General features: G+C 58.5%; 16 protein-coding genes and 3 pseudogenes. 9 read left to right on the plus strand and 10 right to left on the minus strand.

The features are described from left to right. Positions 1–67: 67 nt before the first annotated feature. Positions 68–1,507, minus strand: a complete 1,440-nt coding sequence (locus tag M0D67_RS29185) for an IS1182 family transposase (RefSeq protein ID WP_266240662.1) — start codon at positions 1,505–1,507, stop codon at positions 68–70. Positions 1,508–2,044: 537 nt separating this feature from the next. Between M0D67_RS29185 and M0D67_RS29190 the strand changes: the two genes are divergently transcribed. From M0D67_RS29190 to M0D67_RS29200, 3 genes and pseudogenes are all read left to right on the plus strand, one after another. Beyond that, positions 2,045–2,458, plus strand: coding sequence for a hypothetical protein (locus M0D67_RS29190; protein ID WP_174825333.1), 414 nt, complete (start codon positions 2,045–2,047; stop codon positions 2,456–2,458). 209 nt (positions 2,459–2,667) lie between these two features. Beyond that, positions 2,668–4,488, plus strand: coding sequence for a CPBP family intramembrane glutamic endopeptidase (locus M0D67_RS29195; RefSeq protein WP_266240663.1), 1,821 nt, complete (start codon positions 2,668–2,670; stop codon positions 4,486–4,488). Positions 4,489–4,561: 73 nt separating this feature from the next. Further along, positions 4,562–4,813: pseudogene (locus M0D67_RS29200) on the plus strand (nuclear transport factor 2 family protein); the annotation flags it as partial. 165 nt (positions 4,814–4,978) lie between these two features. Here M0D67_RS29200 and M0D67_RS29205 read toward each other — a convergent pair. Next, positions 4,979–5,863 carry a LysR family transcriptional regulator gene (locus tag M0D67_RS29205; protein ID WP_266240664.1) on the minus strand — a complete coding sequence of 295 codons (885 nt, stop codon included), beginning with the start codon at positions 5,861–5,863 and terminating at the stop codon, positions 4,979–4,981. A gap of 129 nt (positions 5,864–5,992) precedes the next feature. Here M0D67_RS29205 and argC point away from each other — a divergent pair, with 129 nt between their 5' ends. Then, positions 5,993–6,922, plus strand: coding sequence for an N-acetyl-gamma-glutamyl-phosphate reductase (argC, locus tag M0D67_RS29210; RefSeq protein WP_266240665.1), 930 nt, complete (start codon positions 5,993–5,995; stop codon positions 6,920–6,922). A 205-nt stretch (positions 6,923–7,127) separates the two neighbouring features. On the opposite strand, the gene M0D67_RS29215 is transcribed toward argC, so the two are convergent. Further along, entirely contained in the window at positions 7,128–7,877 is a 750-nt protein-coding gene (locus M0D67_RS29215; protein ID WP_154566607.1) for a nicotinamidase, read from the minus strand. A 102-nt stretch (positions 7,878–7,979) separates the two neighbouring features. On the opposite strand from M0D67_RS29215, the gene M0D67_RS29220 reads away from it, so the two are divergent. Continuing rightward, on the plus strand, positions 7,980–8,381 hold the full coding sequence (locus M0D67_RS29220; protein ID WP_266240666.1) for a hypothetical protein: 402 nt from the start codon (positions 7,980–7,982) through the stop codon (positions 8,379–8,381). Continuing rightward, a complete protein-coding gene (locus M0D67_RS29225) occupies positions 8,378–8,785 on the plus strand; it encodes a lysozyme inhibitor LprI family protein (protein WP_154566605.1) in 408 nt (135 codons plus the stop codon). Before M0D67_RS29220 ends, M0D67_RS29225 begins: the two co-directional genes overlap by 4 nt. Positions 8,786–9,089: 304 nt before the next feature. Here M0D67_RS29225 and M0D67_RS29230 read toward each other — a convergent pair. The 3 genes and pseudogenes from M0D67_RS29230 to M0D67_RS29240 all read right to left on the minus strand — a co-directional run. Beyond that, positions 9,090–9,323, minus strand: a pseudogene (locus M0D67_RS29230) (altronate dehydratase); the annotation flags it as partial. A gap of 4 nt (positions 9,324–9,327) precedes the next feature. Next, a pseudogene (locus M0D67_RS29235) lies at positions 9,328–9,509 on the minus strand (LysR family transcriptional regulator); the annotation flags it as partial. 119 nt (positions 9,510–9,628) lie between these two features. Next, positions 9,629–10,168, minus strand: coding sequence for a hypothetical protein (locus M0D67_RS29240; RefSeq protein WP_266240667.1), 540 nt, complete (start codon positions 10,166–10,168; stop codon positions 9,629–9,631). Between the two features lie 270 nt (positions 10,169–10,438). Here M0D67_RS29240 and M0D67_RS29245 point away from each other — a divergent pair, with 270 nt between their 5' ends. Continuing rightward, the gene (locus M0D67_RS29245) at positions 10,439–12,370 is read left to right on the plus strand and encodes an SMP-30/gluconolactonase/LRE family protein (protein ID WP_266240668.1); all 1,932 of its coding nucleotides are present in this window, start codon (positions 10,439–10,441) and stop codon (positions 12,368–12,370) included. Between the two features lie 466 nt (positions 12,371–12,836). On the opposite strand, the gene M0D67_RS29250 is transcribed toward M0D67_RS29245, so the two are convergent. Together M0D67_RS29250 and M0D67_RS29255 are read right to left on the minus strand one after the other, a co-directional pair. Further along, on the minus strand, positions 12,837–13,508 hold the full coding sequence (locus M0D67_RS29250) for a c-type cytochrome (protein ID WP_266240669.1): 672 nt from the start codon (positions 13,506–13,508) through the stop codon (positions 12,837–12,839). Positions 13,509–14,025: 517 nt separating this feature from the next. Further along, positions 14,026–14,436: a VOC family protein gene (locus M0D67_RS29255; protein ID WP_154566601.1), complete on the minus strand. Its 411-nt coding sequence runs from the start codon at positions 14,434–14,436 to the stop codon at positions 14,026–14,028. A gap of 178 nt (positions 14,437–14,614) precedes the next feature. On the opposite strand from M0D67_RS29255, the gene M0D67_RS29260 reads away from it, so the two are divergent. Beyond that, positions 14,615–15,220, plus strand: coding sequence for an SRPBCC domain-containing protein (locus tag M0D67_RS29260; protein ID WP_266240670.1), 606 nt, complete (start codon positions 14,615–14,617; stop codon positions 15,218–15,220). 559 nt (positions 15,221–15,779) lie between these two features. Here the strand turns inward: M0D67_RS29260 and M0D67_RS29265 are convergent. Beyond that, positions 15,780–16,793 (minus strand): IS110 family transposase, encoded by a 1,014-nt coding sequence (locus tag M0D67_RS29265; RefSeq protein ID WP_266240671.1) that lies wholly within the window; start codon positions 16,791–16,793, stop codon positions 15,780–15,782. A gap of 150 nt (positions 16,794–16,943) precedes the next feature. Between M0D67_RS29265 and M0D67_RS29270 the strand changes: the two genes are divergently transcribed. Continuing rightward, a complete protein-coding gene (locus M0D67_RS29270) occupies positions 16,944–17,474 on the plus strand; it encodes a GNAT family N-acetyltransferase (protein ID WP_171929402.1) in 531 nt (176 codons plus the stop codon). 125 nt (positions 17,475–17,599) lie between these two features. Here M0D67_RS29270 and M0D67_RS29275 read toward each other — a convergent pair whose 3' ends face one another. Beyond that, positions 17,600–18,571, minus strand: coding sequence for an AraC family transcriptional regulator (locus M0D67_RS29275; RefSeq protein WP_171929401.1), 972 nt, complete (start codon positions 18,569–18,571; stop codon positions 17,600–17,602). Between the last annotated feature and the right edge of the window lie 37 nt (positions 18,572–18,608).

Below are 18,608 nucleotides of genomic sequence, written 5' to 3' on the forward strand. Positions count from 1 at the left end.
GTTCGTCGACGAGCCCAGAAGCTCTCCGGTTCGCCGTGGTGCAGCCGGTTTGATGTAAGGCCTCTCCTCAGGCCCTCATCTTTTGCATTAATGCCGCAGTGCCTAAGATCGCCATTACGCGCTTGAGGTTGTATGCGAGCACATGCAGGCTCATCTCTGTGCTGACATGCTCGCGTGTCTTCATCAGGAAGTGCGTAGCGCCCATCCAGAATTTGAGCGTACCGAACGGATGCTCCACGGTCTGACGGCGTATGCGCATCATTTCCGGCTTCTGGTGGAGTCGCTGCTGCATTGCTTCGACTACGCCCTCATGCTCCCAGCGCTTTATCCGGCGAGCCTGCTTCCCGGATGTGCATTGCTTTCTGATTGCGCAGGTAGCACAAGCCGAGCTCGAGTAGCAATGCAAAGTCATACCGTGTTCGATATTTGTGAACCGCCAGGTGAGTCGCTGTTGCGCTGGGCAACGGTACTCATCATCTTCGGCAACGTAGACGAAGTCCTGCTTGCCGAAGTACCCATCTGCTTTGCTGCCCGACGTCAGTGGTTTAGGAACGAAGGCCGTAATGCCCGCCTCATCGCATTGCAGGATTTCCTCGCTCTTGAAGTAGCCCCGGTCGGCAACAACAGTCAGATTTTCGATGCCGGTAGCCGCTCGCGCCTGCCCAGCCATCTTCGTCAGCTGGTTACAATCATTGCCAACATTGGTGACCTCGTGTGCCACAATCAGATGAGACGTGTCATCAACGGCCGTCTGAACGTTGTAGCCAACCATCCCTGTTCCCCGACCGCTGGTGGCCATGGAGCGCGCGTCCGGATCAGTCAGCGAGACCTGTCCATCGGGTGATTCGCGCAGCCGCTGCTCCATTGCCTTGAGGTCCTGCATCTGCTGCCTGAGCTTCGTGATCTTGTCGCTGATGCGGCTTGTCCTCGCCTCTGCCACATCGGATTGCGTCCGGTCCGCCGTCTCCATCGCCGCAAGGTAACGCGCGATACTCTCATCAATCTGCTGCATGCGTGCCCGGACCTTACCACTGGTGAAGTTGCGATCACGATTGTTGACCGCTTTGAACTTGCTGCCGTCGATGGCCACGATCGACTTTGAGAACAGGTCCAGGTTACGGCACAACACGATGAATTGCCGGCATACATTGCGGATCGCTTTGCCGTTGTCATGGCGAAAGTCGGCAATGGTCTTGAAATCGGGTGAAAGGCGGCCCGTGAGCCACATGAGCTCGATATTGCGTTGAGTCTCGCGCTCCAGGCGCCGACTCGACTGAATGCGATTGAGATAACCGTAGATGTATATCTTAAGCAGAACGGAGGGATGATAAGAGGGTCGCCCGGTTGCAGCTGGCGTAGTTCCATCAAAACCGAGATCATGCAGATCAAGTTCGTCGACGAAGACATCCACTACACGGACCGGGTTGTCGTCGTCGACATAGTCGTCGAGATACTCGGGTAGCAAGACGGCTTGCCTTCGGTCTTCACCTTCGACGAATCGCTTCATGTGCCCACCCAACCTGAATGCGTTGCTTCAGTTTAGGCGATCAGCACGTTTTCACACAGGCTGGGTCGCGTTCTGCCGATTGCAGCTTTGCAAGGTTCGCATTGCGTATGCCCTTTGCGTGAGACGGTGCGCGGCCAGTTTCAGACGCTCGACGTTACCAGCTAGATTGACGACAATCCGCGCCAAATTGCCCAACTACAGTGAAGGGAAATCGTTGCAGGGTTGGTATTGATAATGACGGGTCGACAATTGACGTTGCGTACGGGGAGCACATCTCCTTGATATTGCAGACTGATGCCGAGTAACACGAGAACGCTAAAGAAGTCATCTCCCGCAGCCGATATTCAATCATCAGTCCAATGGCAACACTGCAAACGCGTTGCCTGAAAATTCGAATGCTCTGCGTGGCTGAGGCCTTGACCGGGGACTGTCGGTCATCAACTTATTAACAATAAATCCGGAAACACAAAAATGCGTTTTATCTCGCTCTCAGCGATCTGCGTCCTTCTCCTTGCCGCGTGTGCCGGAGCGCCAACTATGACTCCTCTACCCGCCGACCGGGGGCACGATGTAAGCGTCGCACTTACAGGCGGTGTGAGCGAATTGCAGATCGATACGGGATCGTTCGACATTTCTTCTGAAGCGAAAACGGACCTTCTCGGGGCCTTCCATGCCGAGATGACGAAGATAGGTATTCCGGTTACGGCGTCGGGCGCTCCGGTCGCACTTCACGTAAGCGAATTCAAGACACGCCCCGTTGCGGCTCGGATACTCTTCGGCGCACTCGCCGGCAGCGACCACATCAAGGGGACGGTCACGGTCGCCGGAACCGAGTTCGAGGTGGCCGACACAGGCGTCACGGTGGTGGGTGGCCTGGGTGTTGTCGCGAGGAACGTGGGTGTGCAGACGGCAGATGGGATTGGGCATCTGGCCGGCGTTGTCGCCAAGTAACCGGCGCGGCATTGTCCGGGCACTCGGCGCTTGTGGCGCGCTCTGCGCCACAAGCGCCATTGGTTGCGGCGCGAACAACAATACTGTGTCCCAGAGAGGTAAGCATGCGTATGGACATGCGCCGTCGGCGTGCTCCGGCAACCCAAAGCGCGTACGTCAGCTGCGCAAAAGGTCCGCAATCTCATTGGCTCAGTCTGCCATCTGCTTCCATGCTCGCTGGAACCCTTAAATCTTGCCTCCTTATCGCAGGCAGCGCACTACTGACGGGCCATGCCGTTGCAGCCGACGCGGGCCGCCTGTCGCCCGACAAAATCCGCGCGCCGGAGCAGGCCGCCGAATTCGTCGTGGAGCAGGAAAAGAGCAGCTACCAGCGGGTGCTCGACCTTTATCGTCAGGCTCAGAGCAAAAGCCCCGGCGATGTGTCGCTTCTTCTCGCGCAATGCAAATTCATCGAGCGCTTCGCGTGGTCGGAGGATCTGAGCTGGAGCGACGTCGCCGGGAAGGACTTGGAAGCTTGTCGCGCCGCGCTCAACAAGGAGTTTGCAACCGATCCCGAAGCGGCACTTTATCTGCTCGAACATCGGTTCGGCGCAGAAGCGGTCGCATATGGCGAGCCGCTTGTCGCCAAGTCGACTGGCTGGAGCGCGGCGCAGCGCGCGCGTCTTCATGCCGCGTTGTCACGCGCTTACGCAACCACGAAAAACGACATCCGGGCCGGGCAGGAGGCGGTTCTCGCGGCGCAGCTCGATCCGGCCAATGACCGCCTGATCGACGCGATGCGGTACCTGGCGAGAACGGGTCGCGCACGCGATGCCAGCAAGCTGCTGGCGGCGGCGCCCGTCGCCAGGACACCATGGCAGGAAGCCATACGCATCAATACGGCTGTCGAAGTGCTGCCTGGCACGGAAGCGAGCGACGAGTTTCATCGCGCCCAACGCGCAGGACTTAAGATCGACGCTTATACGACGGCGCGTGTACTACAGCGTGCCGGCGATTCGGCAGCCGCGGAAGCGGCTCTGACCGCTGACGCCGCGTCGCATAAATTCGAGTCTCCGCAAAACCAGCAGCTTCGCCTTGATGTTGCATTCGATGTGGGCGACGCGAAGATAGCTGCGGATATTATCCGCGACCAGTACCAGAAGACCGGTAAGGCCACGCCGTTCGCGTATGCGTACGCGCATCTGCTTGACCTCAATCCGGCTATCGCCGCCCGCGCCGATTTGCTCCCACTCGCGGCCGGCCTGTTCGGTATGCTCGCGCTCTATCTTGCATCGCCAGGCCTGTTGCTCTTCCCGGTGCATTACCGTGGTACGGTCCGGCAACGCGTCGGAAAAGCGTCCACACCACTCTTCGCGCGGATAGGTTTGCGGCACGCATGGTGGGGGCTGGGCGTCTTTTCCATGGCGCTCTATCTCGTCACGATCTTTCGCATGGGCACGGCGGCGCTGTCGCCGACCGGCAGCGGCGTAGTGCGCATCGATGCCTCAAATCGCATTGCGATTTCACATTTGTGGACGCTGTTTTTCAGCGCGCTCGGGCTAGCGGCAGTCGGTCGGCTGATCGGATGGCGCGAATGGCTCGGCAGTGGACGATGGAAGTGGACGTGGATGTTGGTACCTGTCGCCGCGTACGGCATCTATCAGATCCCCCACTTGCTGGCTCGGCACAACGTTCCGCACGGCTTTGCTCCGAACTCGTGGGCGGTGAACCTGGCGCACGGTGCAATCGCGCTCGGCGGCATTCCGCTCGCGCTGCTGGTGTTATCGGTGTTCGTGCCAGTAATCGAAGAACTGGTGTTCCGCGGTTGCCTGTTAGGAGGATTGTCGCGCCATATCAGCTTCGGCTGGGCCAACGTGCTGCAGGCTGCGATATTCGCCGGCATGCACGAAGACACGCGCCATTTTATCTACCTGTTCGTCATGGGCCTGATTGCCGGTTGGCTGACCAGGAAGACGAAGGGGCTGTCGATGCCAATCCTGTTGCACGCGATCAATAACGCGACCTTTGTCTACAGCGTGGCTGCAGCGTAGCCGGTCAGGGGTCGCCTTGTGCCACTCGCATAGATACTGCGCGCGGCGATCCTCTGACGTTTGCGTCGGACCGGGTGCTACCAATTTTGCTCTACTCAACACAGAATACCCCGCGCAAGGCCCGTGGGTTTTCACGATCAATCGTATCGTCGGGAGTGAAAAAGAGGCTGTGTCGGATGTGTTTGTCACTGATGGCGTCCTGCATGCACGAGCAATCTCGTTCTTTACGGTCGAACACGGCAAAATCACCCGCATGGTCGAATTCTGGCCAGATCCATATACGGCTCCATTTGATCGCACACAATTTGTCGAGCGTATCGAGTGAGCGACGTGCCTGCCTCAACGAATGACGGCTATTGAGCAAGACAAGTGGCTGAATTGGGACCCAATCCGGTCAGTCAAATTTCTACAACCTGGCCATTCGTTCGTCGTGGCGTGCAAAAAGGCTACTGTCCCCGCGAGAATGAACCGAAGCGGCAAATGGCAACGCCTACGCTACTCGCAGATCCCACAACACATCAAGTACGTGTTGCGTGGAACGCTCAACGTACCCGGCACGATGTGCAATGCCGAGCCGACGCCACAACGCCGGGCGCAGCGGACGCATGACAATGCGCCTGTCGGGTAATGGCGTAGTGGCCTCATGGGGCAACAGCGCTGCGCCGTAACCTGCCGCTACCAGACTCTTGATCGCGTCGTTGTAGTTGAGCTGAATGCGCGGCGCGGGGTGGTGCCCCGCGGTCGCGAACCACTCCGCAGTCAGACGCGAGAGACGCGTGGTTGCGTCATTGAGAATGAGCGGTTGGGCGGCGAGCCATTCAGGCGTGACGCGGGCCGGACACCGCCAATGCGCCGGCACAAAGGCCATCACGGGGTCGCGGCGCCAGGGCTTTATCACGAGTCCAGCCACCGGGGGCTGAGGCAGTGCGACGAGCCCAACATCCAGCGTTCCATCCGCCAGTTGGGTCAGCGTTTCATGCGAAGTGAGTACTGCCACCTGAATGTCGATAGCGGGATGGTGCTGGCGCAGCACCTCAAGCGCTTGCGGCAACAGGTGCGCGATCGCGCCGGTCGACGCACCGAGACGCGCGCGCCCTTCGAGCCCCTGCACCTGGCGTTGAATATCGTCTAACGCCTGCTCCGCATCGGCCAGCAGTCGGCGCGCGCGCTCCACCAGCACCTCTCCTATCGCCGACGGCCTTACATGTCCGCGTTTCCGTGACAGGAGTGGAGCCCCAATGCGGTCTTCGAGTTCAGCGATGTGGAGGCTGACCGTTGGCGGCGCCAGGTGCAATGCACGCGCCGCATCGGCAAATGAGCCACGGTCGGTAATGGCGACCAGAGTGCGCAAGCGGTCCAGGCTGATCTCTCGCATGTCGACGTCCAGATTCAGAAAAACTGAATATTCACGTTATGAAATTCAACTTTCTCTATTCTAGCGGTCCATGGAACATAGGGGCTCGTTCTATTTGTTACGACCCACAGTTACCGGAGTATTCCACGTATGAGCTCTCCCGTTGTTTTCATCGACGGCGACCAAGGCACCACCGGGTTGCAAATCCACGAACGGCTGCGCAACCGGACCGACCTTAGATTGTTCACGCTTGCCGCTGGGGAGCGCAAAGATCCACGGCGTCGCGCAGAAGCCATTAACGCGTGCGACATCGCCATTCTCTGTTTGCCTGATGCCGCCGCGCGCGAGGCAGTGGAGGCCATTGTTAATCCTGCCCTCAGAGTAATCGACGCAAGTTCCGCCCACCGCACACGGCCGGACTGGACATACGGCTTTCCGGAAATGACGCTGGGACAGGCTGAGCGGATTGCGAGCGCACGTCGTGTCACCAATCCCGGTTGCTATCCGACCGGTGCAATTGGCTTGCTGCGTCCCCTGTTGCAGGCTGGGCTCATACCAGGCAACTACCCTATCAGCATTCATGCCGTGTCCGGCTACTCCGGACGTGGGCGTGCCGGCGTGGAGGAGCATGAGGGGCAGGGTGCCGTCAACGCGCCTTCATACCAGGTATATGGTCTGGAACTCGCGCACAAGCACACCCCGGAGATCCAGCAGCACGCCGGTCTCGCGCAGCGTCCCATCTTCGTCCCTGCGTATGGCGCGTTCCGCCAGGGCATCGTGCTGACGGTGCCCCTGGAGTTGCGGCTGCTGGCGCCCGGCGTGGATGGCGCCACGTTACACGCGTGTCTCTCACGTCACTATGCCGAGGCGGCCCACGTACGTGTCTCGCCGTTGCACGAATCGTGCGTCTTAAAGCACCTGGATCCGCAAGTGCTGAACGGTACGAACGACATGCGCTTAAGCGTATTTCCTAACATGGAACACGGTCACGTCCTGCTGTCCGCGGTTTTCGACAATCTTGGCAAGGGCGCATCCGGCGCTGCGGTTCAGAATCTGAACCTGATGCTCACGCAGCAATAGTGGCCGATGGGTTGAGCTAACGTTCGGCCGCACCCATATGCCAACGATTGTTGCCAATCCGGTCGTGGCCGTTGAATGTCTCATACTGTCCGCTGACAGCCTGTCATCCAAATATTGAACCATTCTTGGGCGCGTTGGGCATCCAAGGCGCAACCTTAGCCTGCAAGGTTGTGCGATATCCGGGGCAGTAATCTGAGCCGTTCGCTCACGTCGACAAGATATCCTTTGACTGAATCCGCTTTACACCCACGCGATCCATGTTTTTACGCGCAATCGCAAGTGAGCCGTTGAGGTCAATCGGACGCGTTGCGTCTTCGATGACGTAAGCTTCGAACCCCGCCTTGCGAGCGTCCATTGCTGTCCATGCAACGCAGAAGTCAGTCGCCAGTCCGGTCACAAACACGGTGTCGATACGTCGCTGCTTCAGGTATCCCGAGAGGCCGGTTTCTGTCTTGTGGTCGGCTTCCTCAAATGCGGAATAGCTATCCATGTCCTTGTGAAAACCCTTGCGTATGATTACTTGTGCAGTCGGCAGCTTAAGGTCCTTGTCGAGCGCGGCGTCGTCGGTGCCTTGCACGCAATGGTCCGGCCACAAGACCTGTGTGCCGTACGACAACTGCGCCGTCTCGAACGGCTTCTTACCGGGATGGGAACTGGCGAACGACGCGTGTCCCGGTGTGTGCCAGTCCTGCGTAATGACAATGTTCTCGAACTTGCTAGCCAACTCGTTGATGAGTGGCACGACCTCGGCGCCGCCTTTCACCGGCAACGTTCCGCCATCGATGAAACAATTTTGCACGTCCACGACGATCAATGCGGATTTGCTGCCGGGCTTGATGTGTTTGCCTGACGCAGCCGCTGCTGCCAAAGCGCTCAGGCTTCCAAGGCCACAAAGGTGGGCCAGACCAAGCACGGCGGTCGACTTGATCAGTGTCCTACGATGGTTTTCTCCCATGACGAATCTCCTTTTCGATTGAAGCCACAATCATAGAGGCGTCAAATTTATTCCAGACTTCATCTTGATGCATTTGTTTCGTCGAAAGCCACCGTTGCAGCCTTGATTCATAATCACGAAGGCAAACCGCTGCTGCAGGAAAAGTCGTCTGGTGAGACTTGGAGCCTGCCCGCTGGCGGAAATGAAATAGGAGAAAGCCCGCAAGAAGCGACCATCCGGCAGGTAACATTTCGGAATGCGCCAAATGCCGGAACCGGCACTACCGTATCCGAAAGACGAGTTGTTTCGTACATTCTAGGAACGTCGCCTCCATACACCTCCATGCATCAATGCCTATTGAGGTGGCTTTCAGGCCGCTCGCACCTAAGCAGGCATATCGCTGATGTGCATATTGAGGAGCCCACCATAAGGAAGATCCTACGAAATTCGACGGACACCTTTTGCTTGACCACAGGCAAAATGCGAATTGCACATTTGCAGCTGTCAACGGACGAGGGCGGATGATGACACGAACGGTTAGTTTTCTGATCCTGATGGCTCTTGCTTTGCCCATAGCGTCGGCGCAAAAGAAGGTCGACCCGATCGAGGCTCAGGCCGAAGCATGTCTCGGTACACCGGCGGGGCAGACTACGGCGGGCATGACCGACTGTTCGCACCAGGCTTACCTTGCGTACGACAAACGCATGAACGACGTGTATCAACGGATCATGCGCAACGCCGATCCGCAATCGCGCATGCTGATCCGCAATGCCCAGCGTCAGTGGCTGGCCTATCGCGATGCGCAACATCAAGCCGATAACGGCCCATGGCGAGCCGATCGGGGATCGATGACGAGCGCCGATATCGAGGCACTCAATGTGGACGCGATCCGTGCGCGGATCGATGAATTGAACTACTACGCTCCCTAATCAAGTCGGTCGACGCGCCGCGCCCTCTCAGTAGTCGATCTTCGCTGCTCTCGACGAGAACTCGAGATGAGCTTGAAGAATGGCGGGCGCGTTCCCCGTCGGACCGGGTTCGACCACAACGCTTGATACGGACGGTTTGCACGCATGGCCGATGTCCGGCGGATTGCGAAAGATCCTTCCAGTTGTCCCCGCTGCGGGAATCCGCAGGTGCTGCCGATCTCTGCGACTGCATGGGACCAGGTCCACGCGCAAACGCGAACCTCGTCTGTCAAATTCACCCTTCGCCATAGAGCGGAGCGAGTTTTCAGGTGATGACGCCCAATTGCCACGGCACGAATTCGTTTTGTCCGTAACCGTTCACTTCACTTTTCGACGGGACGCCGGACGCACATTCGAGCATGCGCTTGAAGATCGCGTCTCCGAGCTGCGCAATCGAGACGCGTCCATCAACTACGCCGCCGCAATTGATGTCCATATCGTCTTCCTGTTTTTCCCACAGCGCTGTATTCGTTGCAAGTTTCAAGAAGGGCGATGGAGCACCCAGCCTGATGCGTTACGTTTGGTAAAAGCCTTGTTCGCGGCACCAGCTTTCGACTTGAGCAGCGAGTCCTGGCCCACGCGCACGCTGCAGAGCCAGGAAACCCATATCATTCAGCCTGGCAAAATCGGAGGGAAGACACACGTGCTCAAGGCGTGGGGGTAACGCCAGCGCCAGTGTCTCGTCGCCCTCGCTTCGTCGACGTATTGTCGGCAGACGATGGCCACGTTCAGACGGGCGCGATCGCCGTGAGCTTCGCCGTCCCAAAAGACGGCATTTCGCGGCTGCTGTCACTGCCCGATGGGTTACTCCGAGAAGACGTACTTCCCATTCATTTTTTTAGGTGCAATGAAATTGAAATCAGGGAAGATCCGGGTTCTGACGTACCAGATATAGGCGAACAACCCCACACCAAGCAGACAACCAATCAACGTTGACACTGGACGTTCCGCAAAGCCCGTGAACTGCCTCGGCAATTGCGTAATCGTCAAAATCAGATAGGCGTTATAGGCGCCGACATTGTTTTTCGAAAAACCCCAGACAAACAGCAGGGAAATCGCTACAGCCACCCCCGCGACGATCAACCCCGCCACCGCAGATATCTCGCTGCCAACGGCATATCCCGCCAACAAACCAACAATCACCTGCAGCCAGGCGATGATCCGAACGGCAATCAAATGGCCGCGGTTTGCACGGCACCGCTCAGGATCTGCGTGCGCTGCGATGAAATATGCAAGCAGACGATCCTTGACGCCTTGTCCCGCCAACCTGGTGAACACTTCGGATTTCGCAACGCCATCCGACAGAAGCTGCACGACCTGGGCTTTGATTTCTTTTCGATTCATTGACTCCACCCCTATGTTTTTTTGGTAACGGTCAAAACACCCGAATTCATTCGCTATGCATAGCGATACGCCAGGACAACGCGAAATATTACCTGTTGCGCGCGAAGGCGAGGGGAGACCGCGATTCACGCCCGCATACAAAGTCGCCGTGCGGCTTGTAAAGGCGCAATGCGTTGCATATGGTCATACGTGGGTCACCGATCACGAATTTGAAATCTGGCTGGCCGATCATTCACGTGAATGATCACTACATTCTGGAGAGCATCAGTCATGATCGAGAGAAAACGGATTCATGCGGTGCTACTCGCCGCAGCGATAGCCACGATTGCGCCGGCGTGTCAGGCAGGAAACACGACCGACTGGCTGGCGAACACCTATGGCACCCTCGCAGCCCATGTGGGTAACACTGCGCGTTCCATGTGGGTCGCGCCGGAAGGCGTCATCTATACGGCCTCCATGTGGGACGAGTACGAAGGTGGCGTTGCTATCTACCAGGCCGGCAAGAGCCTCGGCTCGATGGGCGCGCACGGCGAGTTTCAGGGCAGCGCGATCACGGGCAACGCGACATCGATCTTTGTGGCACTGCAGCCCGGCGGGACGTACGGAAGCGGTGCGGTGGGACGATACAACCGCACCACCAGGACTCGCGATCTATTGATTCAGATCAGTGCGTTGAACAACCAGCCTCGGGTCGACGTCGTCACCGGACTCGCTACGGCGGGCTCGCTCCTCTACGCGAGCGACTTCTACGGCAATCGCGTCCGGATCTTCACTACCGGCGGTGTCTGGCAGCGGGACATCAACATCACGGGCCCGGGCGCTCTCGCACTGGATGGCGCAGGCAACGTTTGGGTCGCGCAGAAGAGTGAGGGCTCGATCGTCGGATTCAGTCCAACCGGCGCCCTGTTGAACACCATCCGGATGCCAAGCGGCTCGCAGCCATCGGCGCTCAATTTCGATGCGTCGTCGGGGCAGCTCATGGTCGGGGACGAAGGTCCCGACATGAACATCAAGCGCTACAAGCTTTCGGGCACGCCGACGCTGGCCGGGACATTCGGCATTCAGGGTGGTTATCTCGACACCACGACGGGAATCAAAGGCCAGGTTGGCGACAAGCGTTTTACCCGCGTCGCCGGCATCGGCAAGGACACCGCAGGCAACCTCTATGTGCTCAACAACCCTTGGGGCGGAAGCTGGGACCTCGGCCGCGACGGCGGCACCGACATTCACTCCTACAACAGTTCTGGTCGCCTGCAATGGAAGCTTCAGTCTCTCAACTTCGAGGGGATCGCCGCTCCGGACCCGGGTACCGACGGCGTCTACTTCTATGGCGGCACGAACATCTACACCGGCACCGCTGGGGGAACCTTCGTAGCGAACACGGTCGATCCGATCGCCTATCCATCCGATCCACGCATCAACATCAACGATCGCTCACGGGATGAGCACTTCGGTCAACTGGCCACCGTCGGCGCCAACCGGATCCTCGTGGCATCCGGCCAGAATCCCGATATCTACTACTTCTTCCACTTCAATGCTGCGAATGGCTACATCGCAATACCGGACGCCACGCTTCCCGGACCGGCGTTCAAGACGACTGCATCGGTCAGGGACGGATTCTGCATCGACAGCAACGGGGGCGTGTGGGCCGGCCTCGACAAGACCGGTTACATCTACCACTACCCGCTGACCGGCTTCGACGCCAGCGGCAAGCCAACATGGGGACCCGGTATTCCCATCCGCATTCCCGATAGCATTAAGCCGTTGACGCGCATCGTCTACCTCGCGGACAGCGACACCATGATTCTCGGACAGGGCGTTGTCGGGAGTACGGACTGGACGTCGATAGGCACGCGGATCGAGGTGTATCACGGCTGGAGCGCGGGCAACACCACGGCACCCAATCCGGTGATTAAGCTCCCCCACGCCGGCGCCAAGTCGATTGACGCGGCCGGCAGTTATCTATTCGTCGGCTACTGGTTCGGCACCGGGGAAGCTTTGCCGAACATCGACGCCTTCAATCTCGCTACAGGCAATCTCGACACCACGCTGGTCAACACCAGCACCGGTACCGTCGACGCCAGCAGCGCCATCGATTCGATGTACGGCATCAGGGCATACCTTCGATCGACGGGCGAGTACGTGGTCACGAAAAACAACGTTAAGGGTTCCAGCATCACCGTTTATCGCTGGACACCCTGACCCCATACACCAACGTGCGGCATTCTAAGCGGGTCATCCTGGTCTTCACACCGACGGGAAACGCGCTTGCATTAAGTCCATATAGTCCTGGTCATCCAGGTTGCGGCGAACTTTGATGAAGCCGCACGCGTCACCGTCGACGAGGTCGCGAACGCGGTCGGTGCCTTCCTATCCGGGTGGGCAGGTCATCGGCTTAACGTGCAAGCTTTGGCAAGGATAGGATTCAGGTAGCTGCGGGTTTTGCGCTGCACTCAAACTTGAGCCGTCGCTACTCACGGTGCAGCCGGCGAGCATCACTACCAGACCCGATATCACGGCGACGTTACTCCACACAGTAAATTGCATTTGTACTCGACACAAAGGGAATGGGTTGCGGTACGGGGAAACCCGTCGCAAACGCTGTCAGGTGTTGAGTTGCAACGCCAATCGACGCAATGTTGACGCGCAGATCACGCGTTGTCGGTCGTCAAGGTCTGGTGACCGAAAGGTAAGCCGCAGCCGCTTCGATCTGTGCGTCGTTCAGCGTGGCCGCGACGGCCGTCATCGTTCCCGGCGCTGGCGTTTTCTCCTTCGCGCGCGCCTGAAATTCGTGTAGCCGGGCAACGACAAACGCCGCCGGTTCGCCTGCAATGCCTGGAAAGCGCGCGCCATTGCCTTTGCCGCCGGCCGCGTGGCAACTGAAACAGGCGGGCACGCCGGGTCCTGCACCCATCTCGGCGAGCTGCTTTCCAGCCACCACGAGGCTTTGTTGCGGCGGCGCACCTTCGGCAAGCGGCGGGTTCTGCTTCGAGAAAAAGGTTGCGAGCTCGCGTATTTCGCTATCGGAAAGATTGTGTGCGACCGTCTGCATGACAGCGCTTGCGCGTGTGCCCGCCTTGAACATTGACAATGCGTGCGCGAGGTAATCCGGATCTTTGCCAGCAAGCCGCGGCCCGCCGGTTACGGTGCCGGCGCCCAATGCGCCGTGGCACGCGACACAGGTTGCGATGGACGGAGCCTTCGTCCCCCCGGCAGTGTCCTGCGCATTCACTGCGACTGCGGATTGTGCATGACAGGTACTTGCGAGACCGACGAGCGCCGCAACCGAAAGCGGACGCAAGCCGGCGCGCAACATGTTGACAGAACGTGAACCGATCATCGTGATCTTCCCGATATCCTTTGAACAAGCGCCCGGTGAACGACGCGATGGGACGATTCTGCCGGGATGATTCTGACCGGCGAGCGTCGAGCGGATTACGGATCTGTTATCTGGGGCGATAACCGACCTGTCTGCAGGCGACGCCTGGAACGTCATCGCGACGATGCGTCGTCCCGATGCGTGGCTCGCCGCGAAAAACGTGCTAGTTGGAAGGATGGATGTGCAGGATGTCAGCGATGTCGGACATGCAGTTGTCGGATGAACTGGTGTCGCGGGATCGCCATAGGCGGAAATTCGTGGTCGAGCGATTCACCTGGTATCGGAGTGACCGCTATCGCGGATGGCGAGCTATACGGCCACCACTATTTCTCGATGCATGATCCCGATGGCAATGGCATCAGTTTCTATACCAGCCACTGCAGCGATAAGCCCGTTTGATATTACAGCGGGTCAGTCGCGCAGCATCCGCCCATTTCGCTTTATTTCTCTTCACCTGGCCCGCTCTCCAAATATCGGCCTATCCGTCCTTGGCCAACCTTGACCGGATCTCTGCAGCCGAGAGGTCGCGGTGGTGTGTGGCAATTTGCCATGTGTTTCCCCACGGATCTCTTACCATCGCTCGCCTGTCGCCGTATGGCATGTCGGTCGGAACTTCGAGCGAGATCGCATTCGCCGCAATCGCTCGCTGGAAGGTCGAATCGGCGTCCTCAACGTAGACATACAGAAATGCCGGCATCGGATCGCGAAGGCCGTCTCCGCCGCTAACCATCACGACGGAATCGCCGATCATGATTTCGGCAGGCAGCCCGCGACGGAATTCGCCCTGTGCCTGAAACACCATTTTGATGAATGTGATCAGGTTTTCCGGATCCCGTACGACGATTCGGGGCGTGACGGTATGCCATCCATCAGGCTTAAATTTAGCCATGTTGCGCAGCCTCGGAAGAGATTCGCAAGGGCATTGTCCTCCGCGCGCCGGATGTCCGCAAAGGGGGGCGTGCTGCCGATCGCTACGTTGCTAGACTCGGGCGTTGCATGCCGTTTGCATGAGGTAGTGACCGGCCAGTTTGAGACGTTCGACGGAGCCGCGCGAATTCGCAACAATCTTGAAGCCATTATTGATTGGGGTGGTGAACACGCCAGGGCGGTTAATATGCAATTTCTTCGCCCGCAAGGAATTCATCTTGAATTTAGCAAAGCGCGTTATGTACGGTTTTGCCGGAGTGGTTTTCCTGGGCTTCCTGGCAATACTAGCGCTGCACCACAATGGGTCGATTGAGACAGAGACCTTGATTGACAGTTCGCCTCAGACGGTGTGGACGGTCCTCACGGCGACCGACGATTACCCGTCGTGGAATCCGGAGATTTCACGACTGCGCGGACAGCTTCGGGAGGGCAGCGTCATCGAGTTTGTTGAGGGGACGGGGCCGGACGCAATGGTGTTTCATCCCAAGATACTGGCGGTGCAGGCTGTTCGAGAATTGCGATGGAAAGGGTACGTATGGTTTCCCGGTATTTTTGACGGCGAGCACCGCTTCATTCTCGAACCCGTGGGCAATAAAACGCGCTTTATCCAGGGTGAAACATTCACCGGCATTCTTGCTGGCACCCTGACTCAGAGCGTCCTAAGGGACACGGTTATTAGCATGCATGCGATGAATGACGCGTTGAAAAAGCGAGCCGAGCTAACGTCTGGTCAACCGCCGAAATAGTCGGTTGGAGCACTTGGGCAACTCCCTGCTGACTGATACCGAATGGCCGCTGATGAGAACGGCAGTTGACCGCTCCGGATCGATCGGAGACGATCGTCATTCGTCTCAATGCGGCCACAAGCAGTCAATCGACGTCATCGCTCGAATCGTTGACACCCATTAGCGGGCCCGGTGTCAAGTGAGCAAACAACACCTTCGAGTGCCTTAGCAGCCGATTTCGATTGCACTGACCGAATGCAGTAGCCGAGCGCACCCGTTTCTTCGATTCATGGCTGCGACGGATCGCGCCAGACACCCATCAGGCTCAAGCGATCGGCGTACATCGGTTGCCTGTCGCCCTGGTGGCTCTGCCACCCCAGAAGAACGTTGGTGCCGCAACACGTCCAATTAATTCGCACAATATTCGTGGTTGCCAGACGTCCGGCACCAATCCAGGGCTGGCTCGTGTTGCAGGCGATCCGCTTTACTGCAAATCGGGGACGGCGGCACGGCATCCCATTCAATCTCAGTGGCTTCTCGCCAGTCAACGATTAGGGCTTGCCGGTCGCCGTCGTAACTCTTATGCGAAGCAGCGGTTCACATCAAATGGTTTTCGCTCCTTCAGCATGTGGAAACACGCACGGGCGAGCTTGTGGGCCAGGGCCTTGCGTGCGATCACTGAATTCGTCCTGGCTTTCTTGCGCTCGTAGAACTGCCTGGCTTCGGTGCTAAAGTGCATCGCGAAGTTGGCTGCTTCGATGAATGCCCAGCACAGGTATGGATTTCCGTTTCTGGTATTGCCTTCGCTTTTTTTCTTGCCGTTGCTCATGCGCTGGCTGTCCACGCACCGCGCATAGGAGGCGAAGTTGCCGGCGCTGGCGAAGCGTTCGATGGTTCCTGTTTCCAGCACGATAATGGTCGCAAGCGTTTGCCCAATGCCGGGTACCGTGGTCAGGAGGGCGTAGTCCGGACGTGGCGCGACCTTTTCCTGAAGACGCTTTTCCACGATGGCGATCTGTGAGGAGAGCGTCGCGATGACCGCGACGTTCGCTCGGACCGCGAGCGCCACGTCGTCTGGGAGATGCAGTTGCCCGACAGCGGCCTGGTCCAGTTGCTTGACCTGATTGCTCGTGATTCGCGTGCCGGACTGACGCGCCGTAATGTTCTCAACGGCGAGAATGTGGCTGGTGCGGCTGCGCACCAGTTGCATGCGCTTGCGGGCCAGGTCGCGCACCTGGCGATGCTCAGCCGGCAATATGGTGCCAGTGGGAAGGATGCCCAGACGAAGCAGGTGGGCCAGGTAGCGCGCGTCGGTCTCGTCGCCACTATGCTTGAGCCCATCGTACTTTTTGATCGCCGTGGTGTTGGCCAGATGTACCACGAAGCCGGCCGCCTGCAGGCCGTCGACAAGCCAGTACCAGTTGTACGTGGACTCGACCACGACGCCGGCCAGTTCGGGCCGCCACGGGGCAAGAAGCGCCAGGATCTTTGGCAGGTCGTTCGGCAGCCGCCTTTCGGCGACCACGCGGTCCGTTTCGTCGATCACGCTCACCACGCTGTTGTTCGAATGCAGGTCAATGCCGCTATAGTTCATGATGACCTCCTTCCGGTTAAAGCGGTTTTGGCAAACTCACTTTAACCCCGTCGCCCGGCAGGGCGGCGGCAGGAGGTCCGCTAGATGATTTTCAATCTCTTACTCGCACCCGCGCCCACCGGCGCAATTCTGCATCCGAAAGAGCCTTAAATGACTGGAATATCCATCAGGTCCGCAAATATCGACGATGCTCAAATGATCGCCGATTTTCACGTGAAGGTCTGGAGGCACACCTACCAGGATCTTGCGCCAGCGGAAGCATATACCATCCTCAACGAGCAATATCGTGGCGAGCAGTGGAAGGAAAAACTGTCTGCGAATGACAGCAACCAGGTAGTACTCGTTGCTGAGATTGACAGTAGAACCGTTGGAATCGGAGCCGCTGGGGAGCCTTCAGAATCGATATTTGACGGCCGCGGCGAGATCAAATTCCTTTATGTCGATCCCGACTTCAAGCGCCGCGGCATCGGCCGCGAGTTGCTTGCGCAACTCGCGATTCATTTGAGAGAAATGCACTATCGGGGAGCCGCTTTAAGCGTCGTCAAGGGAAACGAACCCGCGATCGCCTTTTACGAGGCGCTAAATGGCCGGCCAGCAGGCGAGTACATCGATCCGGGGCCGGTCTGGCGATCGCAAAACATCGTCTTCGCGTGGGACGACGTTGCGAGTCTGATCCCCTGAGAAATGTCACTTGCACAGACGGCGCACGTCCCAGCTCTATCGAGCGTTCTTGGAGCCGAGAGCGGCCAACACCGGTAGTGGAGGCCGCAGCGGCGATCGGACTATGAAAACGAAGCGTGCCAAACTCAGTGTGACGAAACGTACGTCGCATCGCCGAACGCTGCCGGAATGGCGAAGCTCTCGCGCATACGCTTCGCCTCCGCCGCTGGCGTCAAGCCAAAAAGCCGTTTGAACTCTCTGCTGAACTGGGACGCGCTCGTGTAACCGACTGCGTGGCTCGCGGCCTCCGCAGTCAAATCCTCGCGGACCATCAACAGGCGAGCCTGATGCAAACGCGTTGACTTCACGTACTGCATCGGCGAAACGTGAGTCATTGCCTTGAAGTGGCTGTGGAAGCTCGGAACGCTCATTCCCGCTTCCTCTGCCAACTGCATCACGTCCAGCGACTGCGCGTAGCCGGCATGGATGAGGCGTAGCGATCTGCCTATCCGGCCGAACTGCCCTCTCATCGCCAAAGCCTCGCGCATCGAGCTTCCTTGCTGTCCGGTGAGCACACGGAAATAAAGTTCGCGCAGCAGGCCCGGGCCTAATACAGCGGCTTCGAGTGGCCGATGCATCGCCTCAAGGAAGCGCAACACGGACGCTTGCATCGCGTCATCCATCGGCGTCGACATCATGCTTTGAGGCGCCTGCACGTGTTCCTTGGCGCCTTCACGATCGATCTGTACGGCGAGTTCAGCGGCCAATGTGAAATCGAGGTGAAGATACAGCGCGAGCAGCGGGCGCTCCTGGGTTGCCTCGGTTTCCATGCTGAACGGAACAGGCACGGACACGGCCAGGTAGTGATGCTCGTCGTACAGATAGAGCTGGTCGCCGAAATAACCTCGCTTGCGGCCCTGACAAACGATCACGATGCCGGGGTCGTAAAGAACCGGCGTGCGTGACAGGGGCCGGTTTGAACGCAAGATGCGGACGCTCGGCAGCGCCGTGAGGTTGTAGCCCTCCTCGGGCGCCAACGTGCGGAGCAACGCAATCACGCGTTTCTGGGTTCCCGAGGAAAGATCTGGATTGTGGGTGGAGGCCCGCTTCGTACTCATAGCTTTAGGCAAGAAAAATAGCGGAATACGGCTTAGC

Origin of the sequence: Paraburkholderia sp. SECH4, assembly GCF_030511745.1 — a bacterium.
Classification (GTDB): Bacteria; Pseudomonadota; Gammaproteobacteria; order Burkholderiales; family Burkholderiaceae; genus Paraburkholderia; species Paraburkholderia madseniana.

Excerpts from the sequence above, each read along its gene's own strand:
- M0D67_RS29185 (WP_266240662.1), bottom strand. The coding sequence starts at position 1,507 with ATGAAGCGATTCGTCGAAGGTGAAGACCGAAGGCAAGCCGTCTTGCTA.
- M0D67_RS29190 (WP_174825333.1), top strand. The coding sequence starts at position 2,045 with ATGACTCCTCTACCCGCCGACCGGGGGCACGATGTAAGCGTCGCACTT.
- M0D67_RS29195 (WP_266240663.1), top strand. The coding sequence starts at position 2,668 with ATGCTCGCTGGAACCCTTAAATCTTGCCTCCTTATCGCAGGCAGCGCA.
- M0D67_RS29205 (WP_266240664.1), bottom strand. The coding sequence starts at position 5,863 with ATGCGAGAGATCAGCCTGGACCGCTTGCGCACTCTGGTCGCCATTACC.
- argC (WP_266240665.1), top strand. The coding sequence starts at position 5,993 with ATGAGCTCTCCCGTTGTTTTCATCGACGGCGACCAAGGCACCACCGGG.
- M0D67_RS29215 (WP_154566607.1), bottom strand. The coding sequence starts at position 7,877 with ATGGGAGAAAACCATCGTAGGACACTGATCAAGTCGACCGCCGTGCTT.
- M0D67_RS29225 (WP_154566605.1), top strand. The coding sequence starts at position 8,378 with ATGATGACACGAACGGTTAGTTTTCTGATCCTGATGGCTCTTGCTTTG.
- M0D67_RS29240 (WP_266240667.1), bottom strand. The coding sequence starts at position 10,168 with ATGAATCGAAAAGAAATCAAAGCCCAGGTCGTGCAGCTTCTGTCGGAT.
- M0D67_RS29245 (WP_266240668.1), top strand. The coding sequence starts at position 10,439 with ATGATCGAGAGAAAACGGATTCATGCGGTGCTACTCGCCGCAGCGATA.
- M0D67_RS29250 (WP_266240669.1), bottom strand. The coding sequence starts at position 13,508 with ATGATCGGTTCACGTTCTGTCAACATGTTGCGCGCCGGCTTGCGTCCG.
- M0D67_RS29255 (WP_154566601.1), bottom strand. The coding sequence starts at position 14,436 with ATGGCTAAATTTAAGCCTGATGGATGGCATACCGTCACGCCCCGAATC.
- M0D67_RS29265 (WP_266240671.1), bottom strand. The coding sequence starts at position 16,793 with ATGAACTATAGCGGCATTGACCTGCATTCGAACAACAGCGTGGTGAGC.
- M0D67_RS29270 (WP_171929402.1), top strand. The coding sequence starts at position 16,944 with ATGACTGGAATATCCATCAGGTCCGCAAATATCGACGATGCTCAAATG.
- M0D67_RS29275 (WP_171929401.1), bottom strand. The coding sequence starts at position 18,571 with ATGAGTACGAAGCGGGCCTCCACCCACAATCCAGATCTTTCCTCGGGA.